Genomic DNA, 16,774 nt, shown 5'->3' on the forward strand with positions numbered 1-16,774 from the left:
GAGAGATGTCCTGCGTGCTCATTGTCTGCATACGAGTGCCGGAGCAGTGAGTAAGTTCCTATCCGAAAGCGCGCGACGCCGAGGCGGTGGGTGGGAGAACACGGTGGCCCGGCGCGCGGCGCGACCCAGCGCGGCGCTCCCCGGCGTCAGCGACGACGTGGTCACCGCCGTCGGCCGACGGGGATGGAGGTTCCTCGCTACTCGGGACCGGCGTCGGACTCGGAATCAGAGGCGGGCCGGGCGTCGAAGCCGAGACGGGCGGCGAGTCGCTCGCGGCCCCGTTCGGCGCGCGCTTCGACCGCCTCCTCGGAGACGTACATCTCGCGTTGGCGCTCCACGTCGGCCTCGCGGAGTTCGCGGAGTCGCGCTTCGGAGAGGTCGCAGTCGTCGGGAACCCGGCTGTCGAACCGCTCGCGCCAGTCGTCGCGGGCGGCCGCGTCGCCCGCGAGTTCCGCTTCGGGGCGTATCCAGTCCCAGTGGCGCGCGAGGGCTTCGGGATACCCCCGTTCGAGGCGGTGGTCGGTGATGACCGACCGGCCGACTCGCGCGCCCTGTCCGGCCGACATGATGGCCTGAAGGTTGACCTCGCTCACCGGCGCGGCGACGTACAGCCCGTCGATTGCGGTCCGGCCCTCGATGTCGGCGTAGTCGCGGTCGAACTTCGTCCGCGTCTCGCCGTCGTGCTCGTAGGTGACGAACATCTCGTCGTCACCGAGCGGTTCGAGGAAGTCGCCGCCGTAGCGGGCCGCCGAAACGACCCGCCTCGCGGTGACGGTCTCGCCGCTCTGCGTCGTGACCGCGAAGCCGGGGCGGGTGGCGGCGGGGTCGTCGGCGTCCGGGTCGCCCCCGTCGCCACCGGCGGGTTCGACCGCCTCGACGAGTTCCGAAACGAGGTCGCAGCCGGCCGCCTCGGCGTGGTCGTGGATGAGTCCGTAGAACGTCTCGATGTCGACGCCGCCGGGGAAGCCGAGGTAGTTCTCCAGATACGCACAGCGCTGGAGCGACGACCGGCCGCGGTCGAAGACGACGGTGTCGAGGCCGTACCGGCCGGTGAAGACGCCCGCCGAGCAGCCCGTCGGCCCGCCGCCGACGATGGCCACGTCGTAGTCGAACGCCGCCGCTTGCGGCTCCGTCGCGGTCTCCGCCTCCTCGGAGCGCCCGGCGTCCGCCATCTCAGAACTCCCCGTTGACGATGTCCGCGACGCGCTGGCGGTCGAACAGTTCCGCGTCGCCCGTCACCTCACCGAACTCGTCGGGGAACAGCTGCTTCGCGGCGCGCTCGGTCAGGAACAGGTTGTGAATCGGGCCCTGATTGAGGTAGCCGCCGCGGTAGACTCGGCCGTTCTGGACGGCCGTCAGCTCGCCGCCGACGGGGTGGTCTTCCATGTACGCGAGGACGGTGTCGCGGAACTCCGCGGCCGTCTTGCGCTCGTGGCCGCGGATGAGAATCACGTCGGGGTCGACTTCGAGGAGGTTCTCGTAGTCGAGTTCGCCGCGGTTGGTCGTGCTGAGGTTCTCGATGTCGGTCCCGGTGAGCGCGTCGGTGACGCCGAGGTCGTTCCACTGCTTTTTGCTCGTGCCCTTGTCGTTGAGGCGGTACGGCGAGAACGTCTCGGGTTCGGTCGTCCCCTCGTAAGTGAGAAAGACGTTCGGGCGCTCGTCCGCCGGCGGCAGCCGCGACTGTATCTCCGCGATGAACTCGTCGTGGAGCGCCGCGAACGCCTCGTAGCGGTCCTCGCGCTGGAACACCTGCGCGACCTTCTCGAACGCCTCGTAGAGCGTGTAGTAGCGGTAGTCGTGCCAGCCGTCGGACCGGCGGAAGATGAGGTTGCCGACGAACGGGGCGACGTTCTCCGCGATTTCGTCCACGTCCTCCTGGTCCCAGTCGAACCAGTTGATGAGCATGTTCGGGTCGTAGAGGTGGACGTCGTTGTCGAGTTCGTAGAACTCCTCTTTCGTCCTGACCTCGGGGTACGCCTCGATTTGCTCGCGGTCGACGCTCACGCCGGGGAGTTCGTCGTAGACGTAGGTGTAGTACCGACCCGCGCCGCCGACGCCGGTCACCCCGTCGCCGACGCCGAGCGCGACGGCCATGTCCGCGTAGCCGCCGTCGTAGGCGGCCCACGACTCGGGAACCGAGTCGAACGTGACCTCGCCCATCGGCTCCATCGTCACCGAGTACGAGTCGGCCGCCTCGGCCGTGTCGGTCTCCGTCTCGGTGTCGGCCGCGGTGGTGGTCTCGGCGGCCGCCTCGGTCGTCGTCTCGGCCGCGGCGGTCGTCTCGTCGCTTCCCGACGAGTCCGACGCACAGCCGGCGAGCATCCCGGCCCCGAGCGCCGTGCCGCCGTACCGAATGTAACTGCGTCGCGTGAGTCCGTCGTTCCCGGTGGAGTTGTCGTCCATAGGATTTAGGCTACCCTAAACGCACAAGAGCGTTGCTATTTTTCGGCGTGCCTAAACATTGGCGGAGCGACGTGTTTCGGCGCTCCGACGGGAGGACGGTTCGCCGCCGGCGGCGTCAGCGCCTCAGTAGTGCCACGGGTAGTCGCGGAATCGCGGTTCGCGCTTTTCGAGGAAGGCGTCGCGGCCCTCCTGTGCCTCCTCGGTCATGTAGGCGAGTCGGGTCGCCTCGCCGGCGAACACCTGCTGGCCGACCATGCCGTCGTCGGTCATGTTGAAGGCGTACTTGAGCATCCGCATGGCCGTCGGGGACTTCTTCGTCATCTCGTCGGCCCACTCCAGCGCCACGTCTTCGAGGTCCTCGTGGGGAATCACCTCGTTCGCCATCCCCATGTCGACCGCCTCCTCGGCGGAGTAGGTCTTCCCCATGAAGAACACCTCGCGGGCCTTCTTCTGGCCGACCTGCTTGGCGAGGTACGCGGAGCCGAAGCCGCCGTCGAAGGAGGCCACGTCGGGGTCGGTCTGGAGGAACTTCGCGTGCTCCTCGGACGCGAGCGTCATGTCGCAGACGACGTGCAGGGAGTGGCCGCCGCCGACGGCCCATCCGGGAACGACGGCGACGACGGGCTTGGGCATGAATCGGATGAGCCGCTGGACTTCGAGGATGTGCAGGCGACCGGCCTTCGCCTCGCGGACGAGCGGGTCGTCGGAGGCGTCGGCCTCGTCGTCGTCGCGGTACTCGTAGCCCGAGCCGCCGCGAACCGACTGGTCGCCGCCGGAACAGAACGCCCAGCCGCCGTCCTTCTCGGAGGGACCGTTGCCGGTGAGCAGGACGCACCCGACGTTCGCGCGCTTTCTGGCGTCGTCGAGCGCGGCGTACAGCTCGTCCACGGTTCCGGGTCGGAAGGCGTTTCGGACCTCGGGGCGGTCGAACGCGATGCGGACCGCCGGCACGTCGACGGCGCGGTGGTAGGTGATGTCGTCGAACTCGTCGGACCCCGGGACTGGCTCCCAGCGGTCGGGGTCGAAAATCTCCGAGACCATACCGAGAGGCGGCGCGGGCGGCGCAAAAAGATTCGCTTGCGGCCGCGGTTCGGGGGACGGCCCGCCGCCTGACCGCCCCCACGGCCCGGAGCTATTTGTCAGTGCGTGAACGACTCTCGCGTATGTCGGCCGCGACCACCCTCCTCGTCAGACTCGTCCACGTCGTCGGAATGGCGCTCGTCCTCGGCGGCGCGGCGTTCGCGTGGGCGACGCTCAGAGCCGGCGGTCCCGGACGCGCGGACGCCGGCGGCTCGACCGCCTCTGGCGGCGACCAGACCCCGTTCGCAGCCCTCTACGAGTCGGTTTTCTGGGCGGCGATGGGCGCGATGGTCGTCACCGGCGTCGGCAACCTCGGCGCGCTCGGCCCGCCCGGACCCTCCGGGCGCTGGGGGTCGCTCCTGACCGCGAAACTCCTCGCGGTGACCGCGTTCGTCCTCGGGTCGTTCGTCCGGACGCTCGTCGTGTTCAGGCTCCGGCGGAGCGGCCCGACTGGTTTGGGGCGCTCGCTTCTCGCCAAGAGCTACGGCGCGACAGCCGCCGCGCTCCTCGTCCTCGTCGCGCTCGCGGAGGTGCTGGCGCATGGGTGAGGCCGCCGGCGGCGTCGGGCCGCGGGGGCGCTTCGAGACGTGGGTCGTCTCGTCGTTCAACCTCGTCGCGCTGAGCCTCGTCGGACTCCTCGCGGCCCACGCGAGCGGCGCGCTCGAAGGCGAACTCGCCAACTTCGGGACGCTTCCGGGCGTCGCCGTCTTCGCGTACCTGTGGCTCCTCACCGCGGCCGCGACCCGGTGGGCGCTGGCGGACGGCGGGCTGGCCGACCTGCGGAACGGCCTCAACGGCCTGTGGCGACTCGTCCTCCGCGGGTTCGCGGCGGGCGCGCTCATCGGGGCGGCGTTCCTCCTCGGCGTCGTCCTCGTCGGCGCGGTGCTGAACGGCGCGCCACTCGTCGCGCTGGCGCTCATCGCGCTCATCGGCGTCGCGGCCGCGAGCGTCGTCGGCGGTGTCATCGGTGCTCTGTCGGTCGTCCTCGACGCCGGCTGTTACTGGGCGGCCGGCCGGCTGGTCGGGCGGTGGGCGGAGTCGAACGGCTCGGGGCGGGCCGCCGACGGGGAATGAGTGAGGAGTCAGTCAGTCAGTCTGCCCCGAAGCGGCCCGCGCGGACTCGTCAGCCACGACGCCAGCCCGACGAGTACCGCGGCCGCGATGCCGACGAGGAAGGCGGTCCCCCCGGCAAACGACCCGTACGCGACGAGTCCGGTCCCGACGAACGCGGTGGCAAGCGACCGACGGCGACCCATCGACTCGGGGTAGCCGGTGGCCTTGAACCGCGCGAGACCCCACGCGACCACGGCGACGAGCGGAGCGAGACCGAGGCCCATGAGCGGGCGCTGGACGACGAACCAGAGGACGGGAAACGCGACCACGACTGCAACGAGCGCGAGCGTTCCGCGGCGGCCGAGCGCCGGAGGATAGCCGCGCTCAGCGATATCCGAGAGGAGTACCGCGCCGAAGACGACGGTGCCGCCGGCGAAGAACCCGGCGAGCGGTTCGTAGGCGACGACGGCCGCGTAGGCGAACACGAGGACGCCGAGGAATCCGGCGACGGCGTAGACGCTGCCGCGGTACTGGCGGAAGTGTCTGGAGGACATGTCGCCACGATTCGGAGCGCGGGAGAAAAGTCAGTCGGTCGACCGGTTCGGGCAGTCGCTCAGTCGGTCATTCAGTCGGTTAGTCGGACTCGGACAGTCGCTCGATGGCGCGCTCGGCGATGCGCTCGCGCACGCGATGAGACGACTCGGCGTCAGTGCAGACCTCGATGACGTCGGTGCCGTCGGTGGCGACCGACTCGGCGTAGGCGTCGCGGAAGTCGTCGGGGTCGACGGACGCGAACGAGAGGTCGTAGAGGTCCTCGGTGGCCGCGAAGTCGAGGCCGTGAGGCGTCTTGAACTGGTCCGTAAACGGCGGTTCGTACTCCTCGATGGGGAGCATGTGGAAGATGCCGCCGCCGTCGTTGTTGACGAGGACGATGGTCGCGTCCACGCCGAGGCGACCGAGCGCGAGCAGGCCGTTCATGTCGTGGTAGTACGCGAGGTCGCCGGTCAGGAGCGTCAGGTGGTCGGTCGCCGCGGAGCCGGCACCGAGCGCCGAGGAGACGATGCCGTCGATGCCGGACGCGCCGCGGTTGCCGAGGACCGTCCGGGACTTCGTCGAGGGGCGCGCGAAGCGGTCGAGGTCGCGGACGGGCATCGAGTTCGAGACGAACAGCGTCGACGGCTCGGGCGCGAGGTCGGCTACGTCGGCGGCGACTCGGCCCTCGAACGTGTCGGTCTCGTCGTCGACGAGGTCCCAGTAGGCGTCTTCCGCGTCGGTCCACAGCGCGTTCCACGACTCGTCGGGCCGGTTGCGGATGAGTTGCGAGAGCCGCCACGCCAGCACCGACGGCTCGGCCTCCACGAGGTCGGTCGCGCCGAACTCGGCCTCGCGCCAGCGACCCGTCGGGTCGACGAGATACTGCCGGGCGTCGGTGCGCGCGAGGTACTTCCGGAGCGCCTTCGAGGTCGGGGACGCGCCGATGCGGACGACGACTTCCGGGTCGGCCCAGTCGGCGGTGACGCGCTCGTCGAGGTAGGCGTCGTAGCCGCCGAGGACGGTCGTCGTCCGGGTGTGGCCGCCGAATCGGAGCCCCGAAAGCGGGTCGGCGACGACGGGGAAGCCGGTCGCGTGGGCGAACGCGGCGACGGCCTCGGCGTTGAATCCCGGCGGGTCGGCGGGCCCGGCGACGACGAGCCCCCGGTCGACCGCGAGGTCGTCGGCCAGCTTTCGGAGGTGGTCGTCGGAGAGTTCCGGCGCGCCCGCGGTCGTCTTGACGTAGGGGCGGCTCCCGCTCCGGCCGTCGAGCGCCTCGGGGTCGAGGTCGGCGGGCACGTCGCCCTCGACGTACGTCGGTTCGAGCGGCTTTCTGAAGGGGAAGTTGAGGTGGACGGGGCCGGCGTCGACGCCCGTTGCCTCGGAGACGGCGCGGGCCGCGGTCGTCCGGAGGCTCCGTAGTTTCCTGTCTGTGGCCTCCGGTTCGGGCATGTCCTTGTACCAGCGGACGGCGCCGCCGTAGAGCTTCTCCTGGTCGACGGTCTGGTTGGCCCCGCTGTCGCGGAGTTCCGGCGGGCGGTCGGCCGTGAGGACGAGCATCGGCACGCGGGCCTGCGACGCCTCGATGACCGCGGGGTGGAAGTTGGCCGCGGCGGTGCCCGAGGTGCAGACGATGGGCGTCACCTCGCCCGTGCGCCGGGCGCGGCCGAGCGCGAAGTAGGCCGCCGAGCGCTCGTCGAGGTGCGAGAACGTCTCGATGTCGTCGTGGCGGTCGAACGCCTCCGTGAGGGGCGTCGAGCGACTGCCGGGTGCGATGCACACCGCGTCGATGCCGGTGCGTGCCAGTTCGTCGGCGAAGGTCCGTGCCCAGAGGGCGTTTCGGTTCGGTGCTGTCATCTCGTCTGTGTCGTCAAATCGGATTGCGTCGAATCAAGGTCAGTCGTCGGCTCCGGTGCCGGTCGTCGGTCCCGAGCTCAGTCGTCGCGTTCGAGTTCGTCGAGGATGGGTCGGTACTTCAGTTGCACCTCGTCCCACTCGGCGTCGGGGTCGGAGTCGGCGACGAGGCCGACGCCCGCGAACAGCGTCGCCAGCGTCTCCTCGACGATTGCCGAGCGGAGGGCGACCGCGAAACTGCCGTCGCCGTCGGCGTCGAACCAGCCGACGGGCGCGGCGTACCAGCCGCGGTCGAACGGCTCGGTGTCGCGAATCACGCCGAGGGCGGCCTCGGGCGGGAGGCCGCCGACCGCGGGCGTCGGGTGGAGCGCGTCCACGAGCGAGAGGACGTGCTCGTCGCGTTCGAGCGTCGCGTCGATGGGCGTCCAGAGGTGCTGGACGGTCGCGAGCTTCCGAACCCCGCGGTCACCGACGCGAATCTCGGCCGACAGCGGCGCGAGCTGTTCCCGAATCGTCTCCGCGACGAGTTCGTGTTCGTGGTTGTCCTTCTCGCTTCCGAGCAGTTCGTTCGCCAGCCACTCGTCTTCGTCGTCGGTGTCGCCGCGGCCGGTCGTCCCGGCGAGCGCGCCGGTCTCGACCTCGCGGCCGCGGAGCGAGACGAGTCGCTCGGGCGTCGCGCCGAGGAAGCTCGCCCCGCCGTTCGGCTCGACGAGGAAGCGGTGGCAGTCGGGGTACGTCCCCCCGAGGCGGGCGAGCAGGTCGGGCGCGGCGGCGGGGCGGTCGAGTTCGACTTCGAGCGCCTGCGCGAGGACGACCTTCCGAAGGTCGCCGGCCCGGATGCGCGAGACCGCGGCGTCGACGCTCTCGTGCCACGCCTCGACCGAGGTCGTCCGGTGGCGGTCCGAGACGCCCGGCGGCCCCTCGAGGGGCGCGTCGTCGAGCGATTCGAGCGTCTCGCGGAGGTCGTCGAGTCGGTCGTCGACGGTCTCGGCGTCGGCCTCGGCGTCGACGGCGGTGACCGTGAGCCACGCGTCGTCGCCGTCGAAGGCGACCTGCGCCTCGGGGACGACGAAGCGCGCGGCCGGGAAGTCGGCCCACGGGTCGCGGCCGGTTGCCTCCTCGTGGAAGGCGAGGCCGCCGAAGAATCGCGGGCGGGCGATACCGGGGACGTCCACGTCCGCGCCGTCGAACAGCGCCGTGGCCGCCCGGCGGACGCGCGCGAGTCGCTCGGGACCGTCGGCCTCGACGGCCACGGCGACGCCGCCGCCGACGACGGTTGGCTCGTCGGGGGCGGTCCACAGCGCCCGCGGGCGCTGCATCGCCGCGAGCGACGCCGACACGGGCGGCGCAGACAGTCGAACCGACCTGCTGACGAGGTGGGTCCCCACCTCGTCGGTCCGCAACGGTTCCATCGACCGTGGCTCAGGACCGGGGACGCTTGAAACTCTCCCTTCTGTCCCGCACCCCGGTCGGGCGACTCCGGTGGGATGTGCACATCTGTCCACCGAGCGACAACGCTGGCGGACGGGACGCGAAGCGACCGCCGAACACGCCGAAAACGCAGCGTCGGCGGACCGAAAACTCAGCTCAGCTGTACCGCTCTTCGTTCCACGGGTTCGCCGTGTTCGAGTAGCCGCGTTTCTCCCAGTAGCCGCGTTCGGGTTCGGTGAGGAACTCGACGCCCGACACCCACTTCGCGCCCTTGTAGGCGTACTTGTGCGGGGTGACGACCCGGAGGGGGCCGCCGTGGTCGGCGGGGAGGTCCTCGCCGTCGTAGCCCCAGACGAACATGACCTCGTCGCGCATGCACTGGTCGAGCGGCAGGTTCGTCGTGTAGCCGTCCATCGCGTGGAACATCACGTGGACCGCGTCGTCGTCGACGCCGACCGCGTCTGCGAGCGTCGGGAACGTGACGCCCTCGAACTCGCAGTCAAACTTGCTCCAGCCGGTGACGCAGTGGAAGTCCTGTACCTGCGTCTCGGCGGGGAGGTCGCGGAACTCGTCGAACGAGAGGTCGAGTTCGGTGTCGACCGCGCCCCACGCCTCGAACGACCACGTCTCGGGGTCCCACGAGGGCGTGCCGCTCTTGGAGAGGACGGGAAACCGCTGGGTCTCGCGTTGGCCCGGCGGGAGCCGGTCGTCGCCGAACTCCTCGTAGAGGTGGGTCACGTCGTTGGCCATGCTCGAAGCTTCGGCCCGACGCACCTATCACTAACGACTCCGGACACCCGCAGGCGACCGGGGCGACGACCGCACTAACCGAACGTAAGCGGGAATTCGCGTTCGCCCGGACGACCTTCGGAAAACCCGATTATTCCCCCGGTAGAGTTATATACGGCCCTTCCAAAGCGACGGACGTTCAGATGCCCAAAGTAGAGATTACCGTGCCGGAACACCTGGAGATGCAGATCGTCCAACTCGTCGAGCAGGGCGAGTTCGTCAACCGCGACGAGGCCATCGAGGACCTGCTGTCGACCGGTATCCGCGCGTACAAGACGAGCGGTCCGATGTCCGACGAGGACCGCGCGTACGAAGACGACGGAATGATGGGCCACGAAGACGAGTACGTCTTCTGAGCCGAGTGACAGTATCCCCCAATAACGCTTAAACCGCCCTCGCACCTACCCAACGCTCATGCACAAGGACGAACTGCTGGAGCTGCACGAACAGATGGTTATCATCAAGGACCACTTCTCGGCCCGCGACCACGTCGATTCGAGCCTGTTCGACCCCTACGACGAGCTTGCGGTCGAGCCCTCCCACGTCCACAAATCGAAAAGCGAACACAAACACGCCGTGTTCGTGCTCGGCAACGCTCTCGCGACCGCGATGAGCGACGACGAGTTCTCCAGCGCGGGCCGTATCGGCAAGCGTATGGAGGAGTTGGCCGACGACGCCGAAGGCAAAATCTGAGCGGCCGTCGACCGCGACGCGCCTCCTGACCGACCGACGCGGAGTCGTCGATGACGGCCGCGTTCGTGTCGTTCGCTAGCACTACTCAAGCAGTTCTCCGCGGGTTTCTTTATCACCCGTTCGCACGACACAGGTAGCTCATGCTAGAGATACCGGGCTGGATACCGTTCCAGCGGCTCGCCGCGCTCCTCGCGCTTCTCGCGGCCGCCGTCGCGCTCGCCGTCGTCGACAGACCGAGTCGGCTCTCGGCGGCGCTTCGGCGGCGCTTCCTGTTCGGTCTCCCGCTCGGAACGCTCGCCAGCGCCGGCGGCGTCCTCCTCGTCTATCTCGTGGTGCAGGACGGCTGGTCGTCGTGGTACCGGCCCGTCGTCATCCCGTTCCGGGCGTGGTCGTACGTCTACCCGTCCGGGATGCTGACCGCCGCGTTCGCCCACTCCAGCCCCGGGCACCTCGTCGGCAACCTCGTCGGCACGCTCACCCTCGCCCCCGTCGCGGAGTACGCGTGGAGCCACTACCCGACGCGCCGCGGGTCCACGTCGTTCGGGTCGGCCCGCGAGAACCCCTACGTTCGGTCGCTCGTCGTCTTCCCGGCGGTCGTCTTCGGCGTGGGGCTTCTGACTTCCGTCTTCGCGCTCGGCCCGGTCGTCGGCTTCTCCGGCGTCGTGTTCGCGTTCGCCGGCTTCGCGCTCGTCTTCCGGCCGCTGGCGACCGTGCTGGCGTTCGTCTCCGGGCGCGTCGTCAGCCTGTTTTACAACGCGATGCTCTCGCCCGAGGTCGTCTCGTCGGCCCGCCCCGTCTTCTCGACGCCGTGGTGGTCCCAAATCGCCATTCAGGGCCACGCCATCGGCTTCCTGTTCGGCGTCCTCCTCGGTGCGTGGCTCAGTCACCGCCGCGGGGGTTCGAACCCGCCCGCGTTCCGCAGTTTCGCCGGCGTCCTCCTGTTTGCCGTCAGCGAGTCGCTGTGGGCGGTGTACTGGTACCGCGGCGGCGAGACCTACGTGCTGTTCCGCGCGGTCGGGTTCGCGCTCGTCGTCGCGCTCGCGACCATCGTCGCGCTGACGGTCGCGGCATCCGACAAGCCGCTTCGGGCGTACGCACCCGACAACTCGCTGTTTTCGGCCCGTCGCTGGCAGGCCGGCCTCGCCGTGCTCCTCGTCGTCGTCGCGGCGCTGTCGGGGCCGGCGATGCTGTACAACACGTTCACCGCGAGCGGCGACGACTTGCCGGGCGAGAGCGTCACGGTCAGGGACTACGAGGTGACGTACGCCGAGGACGTGCCGAACGGGCTGACCGCCGTCTTCGACGTCGAACTGTTCGGCGAGTCGACGACGACCAACACCTCGGGGGTCATCGTCAAAAGCGAGCGGCGCGGCATCTGGACGACGGCCGTCTCGACGAGTCGGCTGGCGTTCGACGGCGAGTCCGCGGTCAGAGTCGGCGGTCTCGGCTGGCGCGACCGGGTGACGGCGGTCCGCGACGGCTACGTCGTCACGGGCGCGGGGGTCGCCTACCGGGTGTTCCTCGTCGCCGACGGCGAGGCGCGGCTGGCGTACGAGACCGGTCCGGTCCGGGCCGAACCCGTCGTCGCCCGGCGGAACGTCTCGGTCGTGCCGACGCCGACGGGCTACGACGTGCAGGTGTCGTCCGACAGCGGGACCGTCAGGGGGCCGATGCCGACCGAGAACACGACGACGACGCTCGACGGGATTCGGTTCGTCCGCGAGAACTCCCTCGTCTTCGCCGAATCCCGGGGGACGAAAGTCCGCATCGCGCGACAGGAGACATACAATTAGGGCGCGGTCGGCGGGCGATTCACGCGGTGTCGGCGGGCAGTTCGCGCGGTGAGTGGTCGGCGGCGCGACCGCCGGCTCACCACTCGATGCGGAACACTTCGGCGTCGAGCTGTCGGCGGTCCTCGTCGTGGAAGTCGAACTGGCGGTCGAGGTCGAACGTCGCCCGAAAGGCGTCGGTGAGGTCGCCGCCGGCGTCGGCGACGAACGACTCGACGAACTCCTTGCTCCCCTCGTTGTGGACCGAATAGGACACGTCGGCGACCGACGCGACCGAGTCGAGGAAGGCGCGGTCGGCGTGTTCGTTGCCCCGTTGCGCGCCGAACGGCGGGTTCATGAGCACCGTGACCTGCCGGTCGTCGGAGAGACAGAGCGGCAGGCGGGTGGCGTCGGCGCGAATCCAGTCGATGGGGGCGCTCGCGCCGACCCGGCGGGCGTTGTCAGTCGCGGTGGCGAGCGCGTCGTCGTCGAGTTCGACGCCGACGACGCGGGCGGGCGAGCGGAGCGCCGCGCCGAGTCCGAGCATCCCGGTTCCGGAGCCCAAATCGAGGACCGTCGCGCCCTCGATGTCGCCGCGGAGGTCCGCGAGATGGACGAGATGCGCGGCGAGGTCCGGCGGCGTCGGGTACTGTTCGAGCGAGACCTTCGGGTTCTCGAAGCCGGCGACCACCGCCAACTGCGCCTCCAGCGCGGCCTTGGTTGCCATCAGCCGTCGATGGAACCTCGAAGCTCAAAAGCGACACCCTCGCGCCGGGCGCGCTCGCCCAGCGCCGCGAGCGCCGACTCGGCGTCGTCGGGGCGACAGCACTCCGCGACGTCGACGGCGACGCGCCCGACGCCGAGGAACGCGGCGGCGCGCACGTACTCGCGGAGGCGGTCGGACTCCGACTGCACCGCGAGCGGGGCGTCGTCGCTGAAGCGGGCTTCGACGGTGAGTTCGGCCGGGAGGTAGCCCTCCTCGGCGAGTCCGGCCTTCAGGTCGCGGAGGTGCGAGGGAGCGGTCGACTCCAGACACGACGCGTCGAGGACGACGGGAGTCAGGTCGGCGGGACGACCGGCGGCGACGGCGGCTTCGACGGACGAGGATTCGTGCGTGCTCATGTTGCACATACATTTTCTCTAGTTATGTATATATCTTTGTAAATGCGCAGTAGTAATCTAGCGGGTGGATTCGCCGGTGGCCCGCGGATATCCCCGCGAACGTGACAACCTAGAGACTAATGATGGAAGGTGTCGTACCGCCGTTGGGGGGAGCACGCTCCACCCCCATTCCCCTTGACGCCGCGCGGGCGGTTCTCTCGGCCCCACGAGGTTCTACCTAGACAGTGTCTCCCCGAACAGCGGCTACTCGTACGTGTACGCGAGCACTTCGTCGCCGGTGGCGTCCCGAACCGTGACCGTGTCGCCGCCGTTGTTCCACACCGCGCCGCCGCGACCCCAGTAGACGTCTTCATCGGTGTCGGTTCCCGACCCCGTGTGGAGCGTCAGCGACGCGCCGGGGTCGAGTTCGGTTCCCCCGGCGAACGTGTAGGTCGCGCCCGCCGCGTCGGAGACGGTCCACCCGGAGAGGTCGATGGCGGCGTCGCCGTCGTTCCTGAGCGTGACGTACTCCTCGTTCAGATTGTCGTTGTCGTTGCCCGGCGCGTCGGCGACAATCGAGAGGGAGAGGCCGTCGTCGGTGGTCGCGTCCGCGCCGCCCGCGGCCGCGCCCTCGGTCGCGCAGGCCCAGAGGCCGACCCCGCGCTCTCTGGCGTCGCGCTCGGCGCGCTCGTAGCGCTCGCGCTCCTCGAACGAACTCTCGTAGAGCCGGGCGTGGCCCTCGGTGATGAGGTCGTAGTTGAACTCCGCGCCGTCGACGACGACGTACGCGAGGAGCCGGCCGTAGTAGCCGCGCTCGCCCGCCTTCCCGTCGTACCGGAGTTCGACGGTCCGGTCGGCGAGCCGGGATTTCGCGTAGGCGCTCGCGTCCTCGCCGGCCGCCCGGAGGCAGGTCCGCCCGGCCGCCGTCTCGGGGACGCCCTCGAACTCGTCGGGCGTGTTCTCGGCGTGGACCTCCGGCGTGTCGACGCCGAGGAGTCGCACCGTCTCGCGCGCGCCGTCCGGCATGACGACCTTGATGGTGTCGCCGTCGACCACCTCGACCACCTCGACTGTCACGTCGCCCGCGGCGGCCGCGGTCGCCGGCGACCCCGACTGCGACGTCGTCGCCGCCGTCTCCGTCGCGGTCGATTCGACCGTCGTCGCCGTCCCCGCGCCGCCCCCGCCGAGACAGCCCGCGAGGACCGCGAGCGCGACGACAACGAGTGTCGCGGTAGCACGTCTGACCATTCGATTCACCGTTAGTCAGGGAACTGTATAAGTAGGTGCGTCCCGATTGCCCGAACCCGAACGCGACGAATCGACAGACAGCGACCTGTATCATATTTCTGTTACAAAGGTTTAAATTCACGCTCCACCAGAAACCTTTTAATGGAACGTCCGAGCCGGCAGCGTCAACGAGAGGAGGAGGCAACGGCACAAGAGGACGAGCAAGTCAACTGTCCGGAGTGCGGCTCTGACCAGATCGTCACGGACGCAGACCAGGGGGAGCTGGTGTGTGACGACTGCGGACTCGTCCTCGACGAGCGACAGATTGACCGCGGTCCGGAGTGGCGGGCGTTCAACCACTCCGAGCGGCAGTCGAAGTCGCGCGTCGGTGCGCCCATCACCGAAACGATGCACGACCGGGGGCTGACGACGACCATCGACTGGAAGGACAAAGACGCCTACGGTCGCTCGCTTTCGTCCGAGAAACGCTCGCAGATGCACCGCCTGCGCAAGTGGCAAGAGCGCATCCGAACCAAGGACGCCGGCGAGCGCAACCTCCAGTTCGCCCTCAGCGAAATCGACCGCATGGCCTCGGCGCTCGGCGTCCCTCGGTCGGTCCGTGAGGTCGCGTCGGTCATCTATCGACGCGCGCTCAACGAGGACCTGATTCGCGGCCGCTCCATCGAGGGCGTCGCCACCTCGGCGCTGTACGCCGCTTGCCGTCAGGAAGGCATCCCGCGCTCGCTCGACGAGGTCGCGGAAGTGTCGCGCGTCCCGCAGAAGGAAATCGGGCGTACGTACCGCTACATCTCGCAGGAACTCGGGCTCGAACTCAAGCCCGTCGACCCCAAGCAGTTCGTCCCGCGGTTCGCCTCCGCGCTCGACCTCTCCGAGGAGGTCCAGGCGAAGGCGACCGAAATCATCGACGTGTCCGCCGAGCAGGGCCTGCTGTCGGGGAAGTCGCCGACCGGCTTCGCCGCCGCCGCCATCTACGCCGCGTCGCTTCTCTGCAACGAAAAGAAGACCCAACGCGAGGTCGCGGACGTGGCGCAGGTGACGGAGGTCACCATCCGAAACCGCTACCAAGAACAGATCGAAGCGATGGGCTTCCGCTGAGCGTCGGCCCGCAGACCCGACCCGCGACCCGGCTCGCCGTCACCGATTGAGACCGCCCGCGACACTCAGTTTTCCACGAACACCACGACCGGCCGCCCCCAGAGTCCGGTGTCGTACTGGTGTGCGACGTAGCCGTCGAGCAGCGGCGCGACCGTCCCGCGCTCGTCGGCGGGCGCGATGACCACCGGCGGCATCGACGACCGCGATTCGAGCGCCTCCGGCGTCGCCGCCGACGCGGTGTCGGCCCCGATTCGCTCGACGTACCACGCCATCGGGAGTCGCTCGCCCCACGACTCGGGCACCGGCGGGGAGTCGGCCGCGCCGTCGGCGACGTACATCGAACTCCCGTAGTAGAGCACGTCCGGCCTCTCGTCGTCGGTCGGCCCGACCCACGCAGAGAGGTTGTCGCGGAACGACGAGAACTCCGCCGACGGCTGGGCGAACTGCGCGAGTTCGGCGTCGCGGTCGCTCGGGCCGTACACCTCGCTCGACGCCACCGCCCCGGTCTGGACGACGAGCGCGAGCAGGACGATGACCGCGGCCGCGACGCGGGGCGCGTCCCGGCCGTCGAAGGCGCGCCGCCCCCAGCGGACGAGCGCCGCGAGGCCGATTCCCGCCGGGAGCGCGAGCGGGACGACGACGTAGACGCCGAGCCACGGCGCGGACACCTCGGTCAGCATGGGGACGAACACCAGCGACGCGCCGGCCCAGTACACCGCCGCCGACACCTCCGAGCGCGGCCCGCCGGCCGTGTAGCGGTCGACGAGGAACACCGCCGCGCCGAGGAGGACGACCGGAAGCGCCGCCAGCGCGAGCGCGCCGAGGAGGTCACCGAGATAGGGGAGGTACTCGTGGGTCCCGTCGGGGTAGCGGTCGACGACGCGGACGCCGACGAACCGCCGGACCGAGTCGAACAGCGCCGCGTCGACTGCGCCGAGCACCGTCCCCGGCGTGTAGAGGCCCGCGCCGTCGGTGTCGCCCGCCCGCGGCGCGAACGCGAAGACGTAGACGGCGACGAAGACGAGGAGCGCGCGAGCCGCGGGGGTCGCCGCGCCGCGGACTCGGGCGGCGTACTCACCGAGGCGCATCGCGGCCGGGCGCGCCGACGGGAGGAGCGCCGCGTGGTCGAACACGAGGAACCCGGCGACGCCGAGACAGCAGAGTGCGACGACGCCGAGTCCGGACGAGGCGACGGCGAGCGCCAGAGCCGCGGCGAGTCCGTAGGCGTTGCGCCGCCCCGCGCCGTCGACGAGGCGGAGCGCGAAGCCGAAGGCGACGAGCGCGAAGCCGACCGCGAGCACGTCGCCGCGGGCGAACCGGCCGTAGTAGACGAGAATCGGGTTCACCGCGAGGACGGCCGCAAGCCCGAGAACCTCGTCGTCAGCGAGGCGGCCGCGGAAGAGGAGCGCCGCGAGCGGGAGGGCCGCGCCGAACAGCGCGAAGGGGAGGCGGAGCGCGAAATCGGTCGCGCCGACGAGCGCGAGCGACGGCCGCGAGAGGTGATAGACCAGCGGGCCGCCGGCGACGGGGCGGTACGAGAAGAAGCCGGTTTCGAGCGACCGGAGGCTCCAGTAGCCGACGCGGGCCTCGTCCCAGTGGAGCGGCCGGTCGCCGAGGCCGACGAGGCGGACCACGAGTGCCGCGGCGGCGAGCGCGACGACGGCGAGCGTCGTTCGGTCGGGTCGCCGCCCGGCGCGGGAGGGAATCATGGGGTGACGTGGCGCGCC

General features: G+C 70.0%; 17 protein-coding genes. 6 read left to right on the plus strand and 11 right to left on the minus strand.

Features of this window, described 5'->3' with window-relative positions; genetic code table 11:
• Positions 1–197: 197 nt before the first annotated feature.
• From DEQ67_RS07360 to DEQ67_RS07370, 3 genes are all read right to left on the minus strand, one after another.
• The gene (locus DEQ67_RS07360; RefSeq protein WP_115859907.1) at positions 198–1,172 is read right to left on the minus strand and encodes an NAD(P)/FAD-dependent oxidoreductase; all 975 of its coding nucleotides are present in this window, start codon (positions 1,170–1,172) and stop codon (positions 198–200) included.
• Between the two features lies 1 nt (position 1,173).
• Positions 1,174–2,403, minus strand: a complete 1,230-nt coding sequence (locus tag DEQ67_RS07365) for an ABC transporter substrate-binding protein (protein ID WP_006600295.1) — start codon at positions 2,401–2,403, stop codon at positions 1,174–1,176.
• A 123-nt stretch (positions 2,404–2,526) separates the two neighbouring features.
• Positions 2,527–3,444: a 1,4-dihydroxy-2-naphthoyl-CoA synthase gene (locus tag DEQ67_RS07370; protein ID WP_115859905.1), complete on the minus strand. Its 918-nt coding sequence runs from the start codon at positions 3,442–3,444 to the stop codon at positions 2,527–2,529.
• A gap of 122 nt (positions 3,445–3,566) precedes the next feature.
• Between DEQ67_RS07370 and DEQ67_RS07375 the strand changes: the two genes are divergently transcribed.
• Both DEQ67_RS07375 and DEQ67_RS07380 read left to right on the plus strand, forming a co-directional pair.
• A complete protein-coding gene (locus DEQ67_RS07375; protein WP_115802578.1) occupies positions 3,567–4,031 on the plus strand; it encodes a hypothetical protein in 465 nt (154 codons plus the stop codon).
• On the plus strand, positions 4,024–4,557 hold the full coding sequence (locus DEQ67_RS07380; protein ID WP_006600293.1) for a hypothetical protein: 534 nt from the start codon (positions 4,024–4,026) through the stop codon (positions 4,555–4,557). The genes DEQ67_RS07375 and DEQ67_RS07380 overlap by 8 nt, the downstream gene beginning before the upstream one ends.
• Positions 4,558–4,565: 8 nt before the next feature.
• Here DEQ67_RS07380 and DEQ67_RS07385 read toward each other — a convergent pair whose 3' ends face one another.
• From DEQ67_RS07385 to DEQ67_RS07400, 4 genes are all read right to left on the minus strand, one after another.
• Complete coding sequence (locus DEQ67_RS07385) at positions 4,566–5,090, minus strand: hypothetical protein (protein WP_115859903.1); 525 nt, start codon at positions 5,088–5,090, stop codon at positions 4,566–4,568.
• Positions 5,091–5,169: 79 nt separating this feature from the next.
• A complete protein-coding gene (menD, locus tag DEQ67_RS07390) occupies positions 5,170–6,924 on the minus strand; it encodes a 2-succinyl-5-enolpyruvyl-6-hydroxy-3-cyclohexene-1-carboxylic-acid synthase (protein ID WP_115859901.1) in 1,755 nt (584 codons plus the stop codon).
• 77 nt (positions 6,925–7,001) lie between these two features.
• Positions 7,002–8,333: an isochorismate synthase gene (locus DEQ67_RS07395; RefSeq protein ID WP_115859899.1), complete on the minus strand. Its 1,332-nt coding sequence runs from the start codon at positions 8,331–8,333 to the stop codon at positions 7,002–7,004.
• 175 nt (positions 8,334–8,508) lie between these two features.
• Positions 8,509–9,102 carry a sulfite oxidase-like oxidoreductase gene (locus DEQ67_RS07400; protein WP_004063338.1) on the minus strand — a complete coding sequence of 198 codons (594 nt, stop codon included), beginning with the start codon at positions 9,100–9,102 and terminating at the stop codon, positions 8,509–8,511.
• Between the two features lie 182 nt (positions 9,103–9,284).
• Between DEQ67_RS07400 and DEQ67_RS07405 the strand changes: the two genes are divergently transcribed.
• The 3 genes from DEQ67_RS07405 (at position 9,285) to DEQ67_RS07415 (ending at position 11,627) form a co-directional block, all read left to right on the plus strand.
• Positions 9,285–9,497 (plus strand): ribbon-helix-helix domain-containing protein, encoded by a 213-nt coding sequence (locus tag DEQ67_RS07405; RefSeq protein ID WP_004043463.1) that lies wholly within the window; start codon positions 9,285–9,287, stop codon positions 9,495–9,497.
• Between the two features lie 58 nt (positions 9,498–9,555).
• Positions 9,556–9,834: a UPF0058 family protein gene (locus DEQ67_RS07410; protein ID WP_004043462.1), complete on the plus strand. Its 279-nt coding sequence runs from the start codon at positions 9,556–9,558 to the stop codon at positions 9,832–9,834.
• A gap of 140 nt (positions 9,835–9,974) precedes the next feature.
• The gene (locus tag DEQ67_RS07415; RefSeq protein ID WP_115802583.1) at positions 9,975–11,627 is read left to right on the plus strand and encodes a rhomboid family intramembrane serine protease; all 1,653 of its coding nucleotides are present in this window, start codon (positions 9,975–9,977) and stop codon (positions 11,625–11,627) included.
• A 76-nt stretch (positions 11,628–11,703) separates the two neighbouring features.
• Here DEQ67_RS07415 and DEQ67_RS07420 read toward each other — a convergent pair whose 3' ends face one another.
• The 3 genes from DEQ67_RS07420 to DEQ67_RS07430 form a co-directional block, all read right to left on the minus strand.
• A complete protein-coding gene (locus DEQ67_RS07420) occupies positions 11,704–12,330 on the minus strand; it encodes an METTL5 family protein (protein ID WP_115859897.1) in 627 nt (208 codons plus the stop codon).
• Positions 12,330–12,725: a hypothetical protein gene (locus DEQ67_RS07425; protein WP_004043459.1), complete on the minus strand. Its 396-nt coding sequence runs from the start codon at positions 12,723–12,725 to the stop codon at positions 12,330–12,332. The genes DEQ67_RS07420 and DEQ67_RS07425 overlap by 1 nt, the downstream gene beginning before the upstream one ends.
• Before the next feature lie 243 nt (positions 12,726–12,968).
• On the minus strand, positions 12,969–13,952 hold the full coding sequence (locus DEQ67_RS07430; RefSeq protein WP_115859895.1) for a lamin tail domain-containing protein: 984 nt from the start codon (positions 13,950–13,952) through the stop codon (positions 12,969–12,971).
• Positions 13,953–14,093: 141 nt separating this feature from the next.
• On the opposite strand from DEQ67_RS07430, the gene DEQ67_RS07435 reads away from it, so the two are divergent.
• Positions 14,094–15,047, plus strand: coding sequence for a transcription initiation factor IIB (locus tag DEQ67_RS07435; protein ID WP_004043457.1), 954 nt, complete (start codon positions 14,094–14,096; stop codon positions 15,045–15,047).
• 65 nt (positions 15,048–15,112) lie between these two features.
• On the opposite strand, the gene DEQ67_RS07440 is transcribed toward DEQ67_RS07435, so the two are convergent.
• Positions 15,113–16,756 (minus strand): flippase activity-associated protein Agl23, encoded by a 1,644-nt coding sequence (locus DEQ67_RS07440; RefSeq protein ID WP_115891251.1) that lies wholly within the window; start codon positions 16,754–16,756, stop codon positions 15,113–15,115.
• Positions 16,757–16,774: the final 18 nt, after the last annotated feature.

The organism is Haloferax sp. Atlit-48N (assembly GCF_003383015.2).
GTDB lineage: Archaea > Halobacteriota > Halobacteria > Halobacteriales > Haloferacaceae > Haloferax > Haloferax volcanii.

Bases quoted from the DNA above. Each gene is read 5' to 3' on its own strand.
- DEQ67_RS07385 (WP_115859903.1), bottom strand. From the start codon at position 5,090: ATGTCCTCCAGACACTTCCGCCAGTACCGCGGCAGCGTCTACGCCGTC.
- DEQ67_RS07395 (WP_115859899.1), bottom strand. From the start codon at position 8,333: ATGGAACCGTTGCGGACCGACGAGGTGGGGACCCACCTCGTCAGCAGG.
- DEQ67_RS07360 (WP_115859907.1), bottom strand. From the start codon at position 1,172: ATGGCGGACGCCGGGCGCTCCGAGGAGGCGGAGACCGCGACGGAGCCG.
- DEQ67_RS07365 (WP_006600295.1), bottom strand. From the start codon at position 2,403: ATGGACGACAACTCCACCGGGAACGACGGACTCACGCGACGCAGTTAC.
- DEQ67_RS07425 (WP_004043459.1), bottom strand. From the start codon at position 12,725: ATGAGCACGCACGAATCCTCGTCCGTCGAAGCCGCCGTCGCCGCCGGT.
- menD (WP_115859901.1), bottom strand. From the start codon at position 6,924: ATGACAGCACCGAACCGAAACGCCCTCTGGGCACGGACCTTCGCCGAC.
- DEQ67_RS07400 (WP_004063338.1), bottom strand. From the start codon at position 9,102: ATGGCCAACGACGTGACCCACCTCTACGAGGAGTTCGGCGACGACCGG.
- DEQ67_RS07410 (WP_004043462.1), top strand. From the start codon at position 9,556: ATGCACAAGGACGAACTGCTGGAGCTGCACGAACAGATGGTTATCATC.
- DEQ67_RS07375 (WP_115802578.1), top strand. From the start codon at position 3,567: ATGTCGGCCGCGACCACCCTCCTCGTCAGACTCGTCCACGTCGTCGGA.
- DEQ67_RS07435 (WP_004043457.1), top strand. From the start codon at position 14,094: ATGGAACGTCCGAGCCGGCAGCGTCAACGAGAGGAGGAGGCAACGGCA.
- DEQ67_RS07420 (WP_115859897.1), bottom strand. From the start codon at position 12,330: ATGGCAACCAAGGCCGCGCTGGAGGCGCAGTTGGCGGTGGTCGCCGGC.
- DEQ67_RS07380 (WP_006600293.1), top strand. From the start codon at position 4,024: ATGGGTGAGGCCGCCGGCGGCGTCGGGCCGCGGGGGCGCTTCGAGACG.
- DEQ67_RS07440 (WP_115891251.1), bottom strand. From the start codon at position 16,756: ATGATTCCCTCCCGCGCCGGGCGGCGACCCGACCGAACGACGCTCGCC.
- DEQ67_RS07430 (WP_115859895.1), bottom strand. From the start codon at position 13,952: ATGGTCAGACGTGCTACCGCGACACTCGTTGTCGTCGCGCTCGCGGTC.
- DEQ67_RS07405 (WP_004043463.1), top strand. From the start codon at position 9,285: ATGCCCAAAGTAGAGATTACCGTGCCGGAACACCTGGAGATGCAGATC.
- DEQ67_RS07370 (WP_115859905.1), bottom strand. From the start codon at position 3,444: ATGGTCTCGGAGATTTTCGACCCCGACCGCTGGGAGCCAGTCCCGGGG.
- DEQ67_RS07415 (WP_115802583.1), top strand. From the start codon at position 9,975: ATGCTAGAGATACCGGGCTGGATACCGTTCCAGCGGCTCGCCGCGCTC.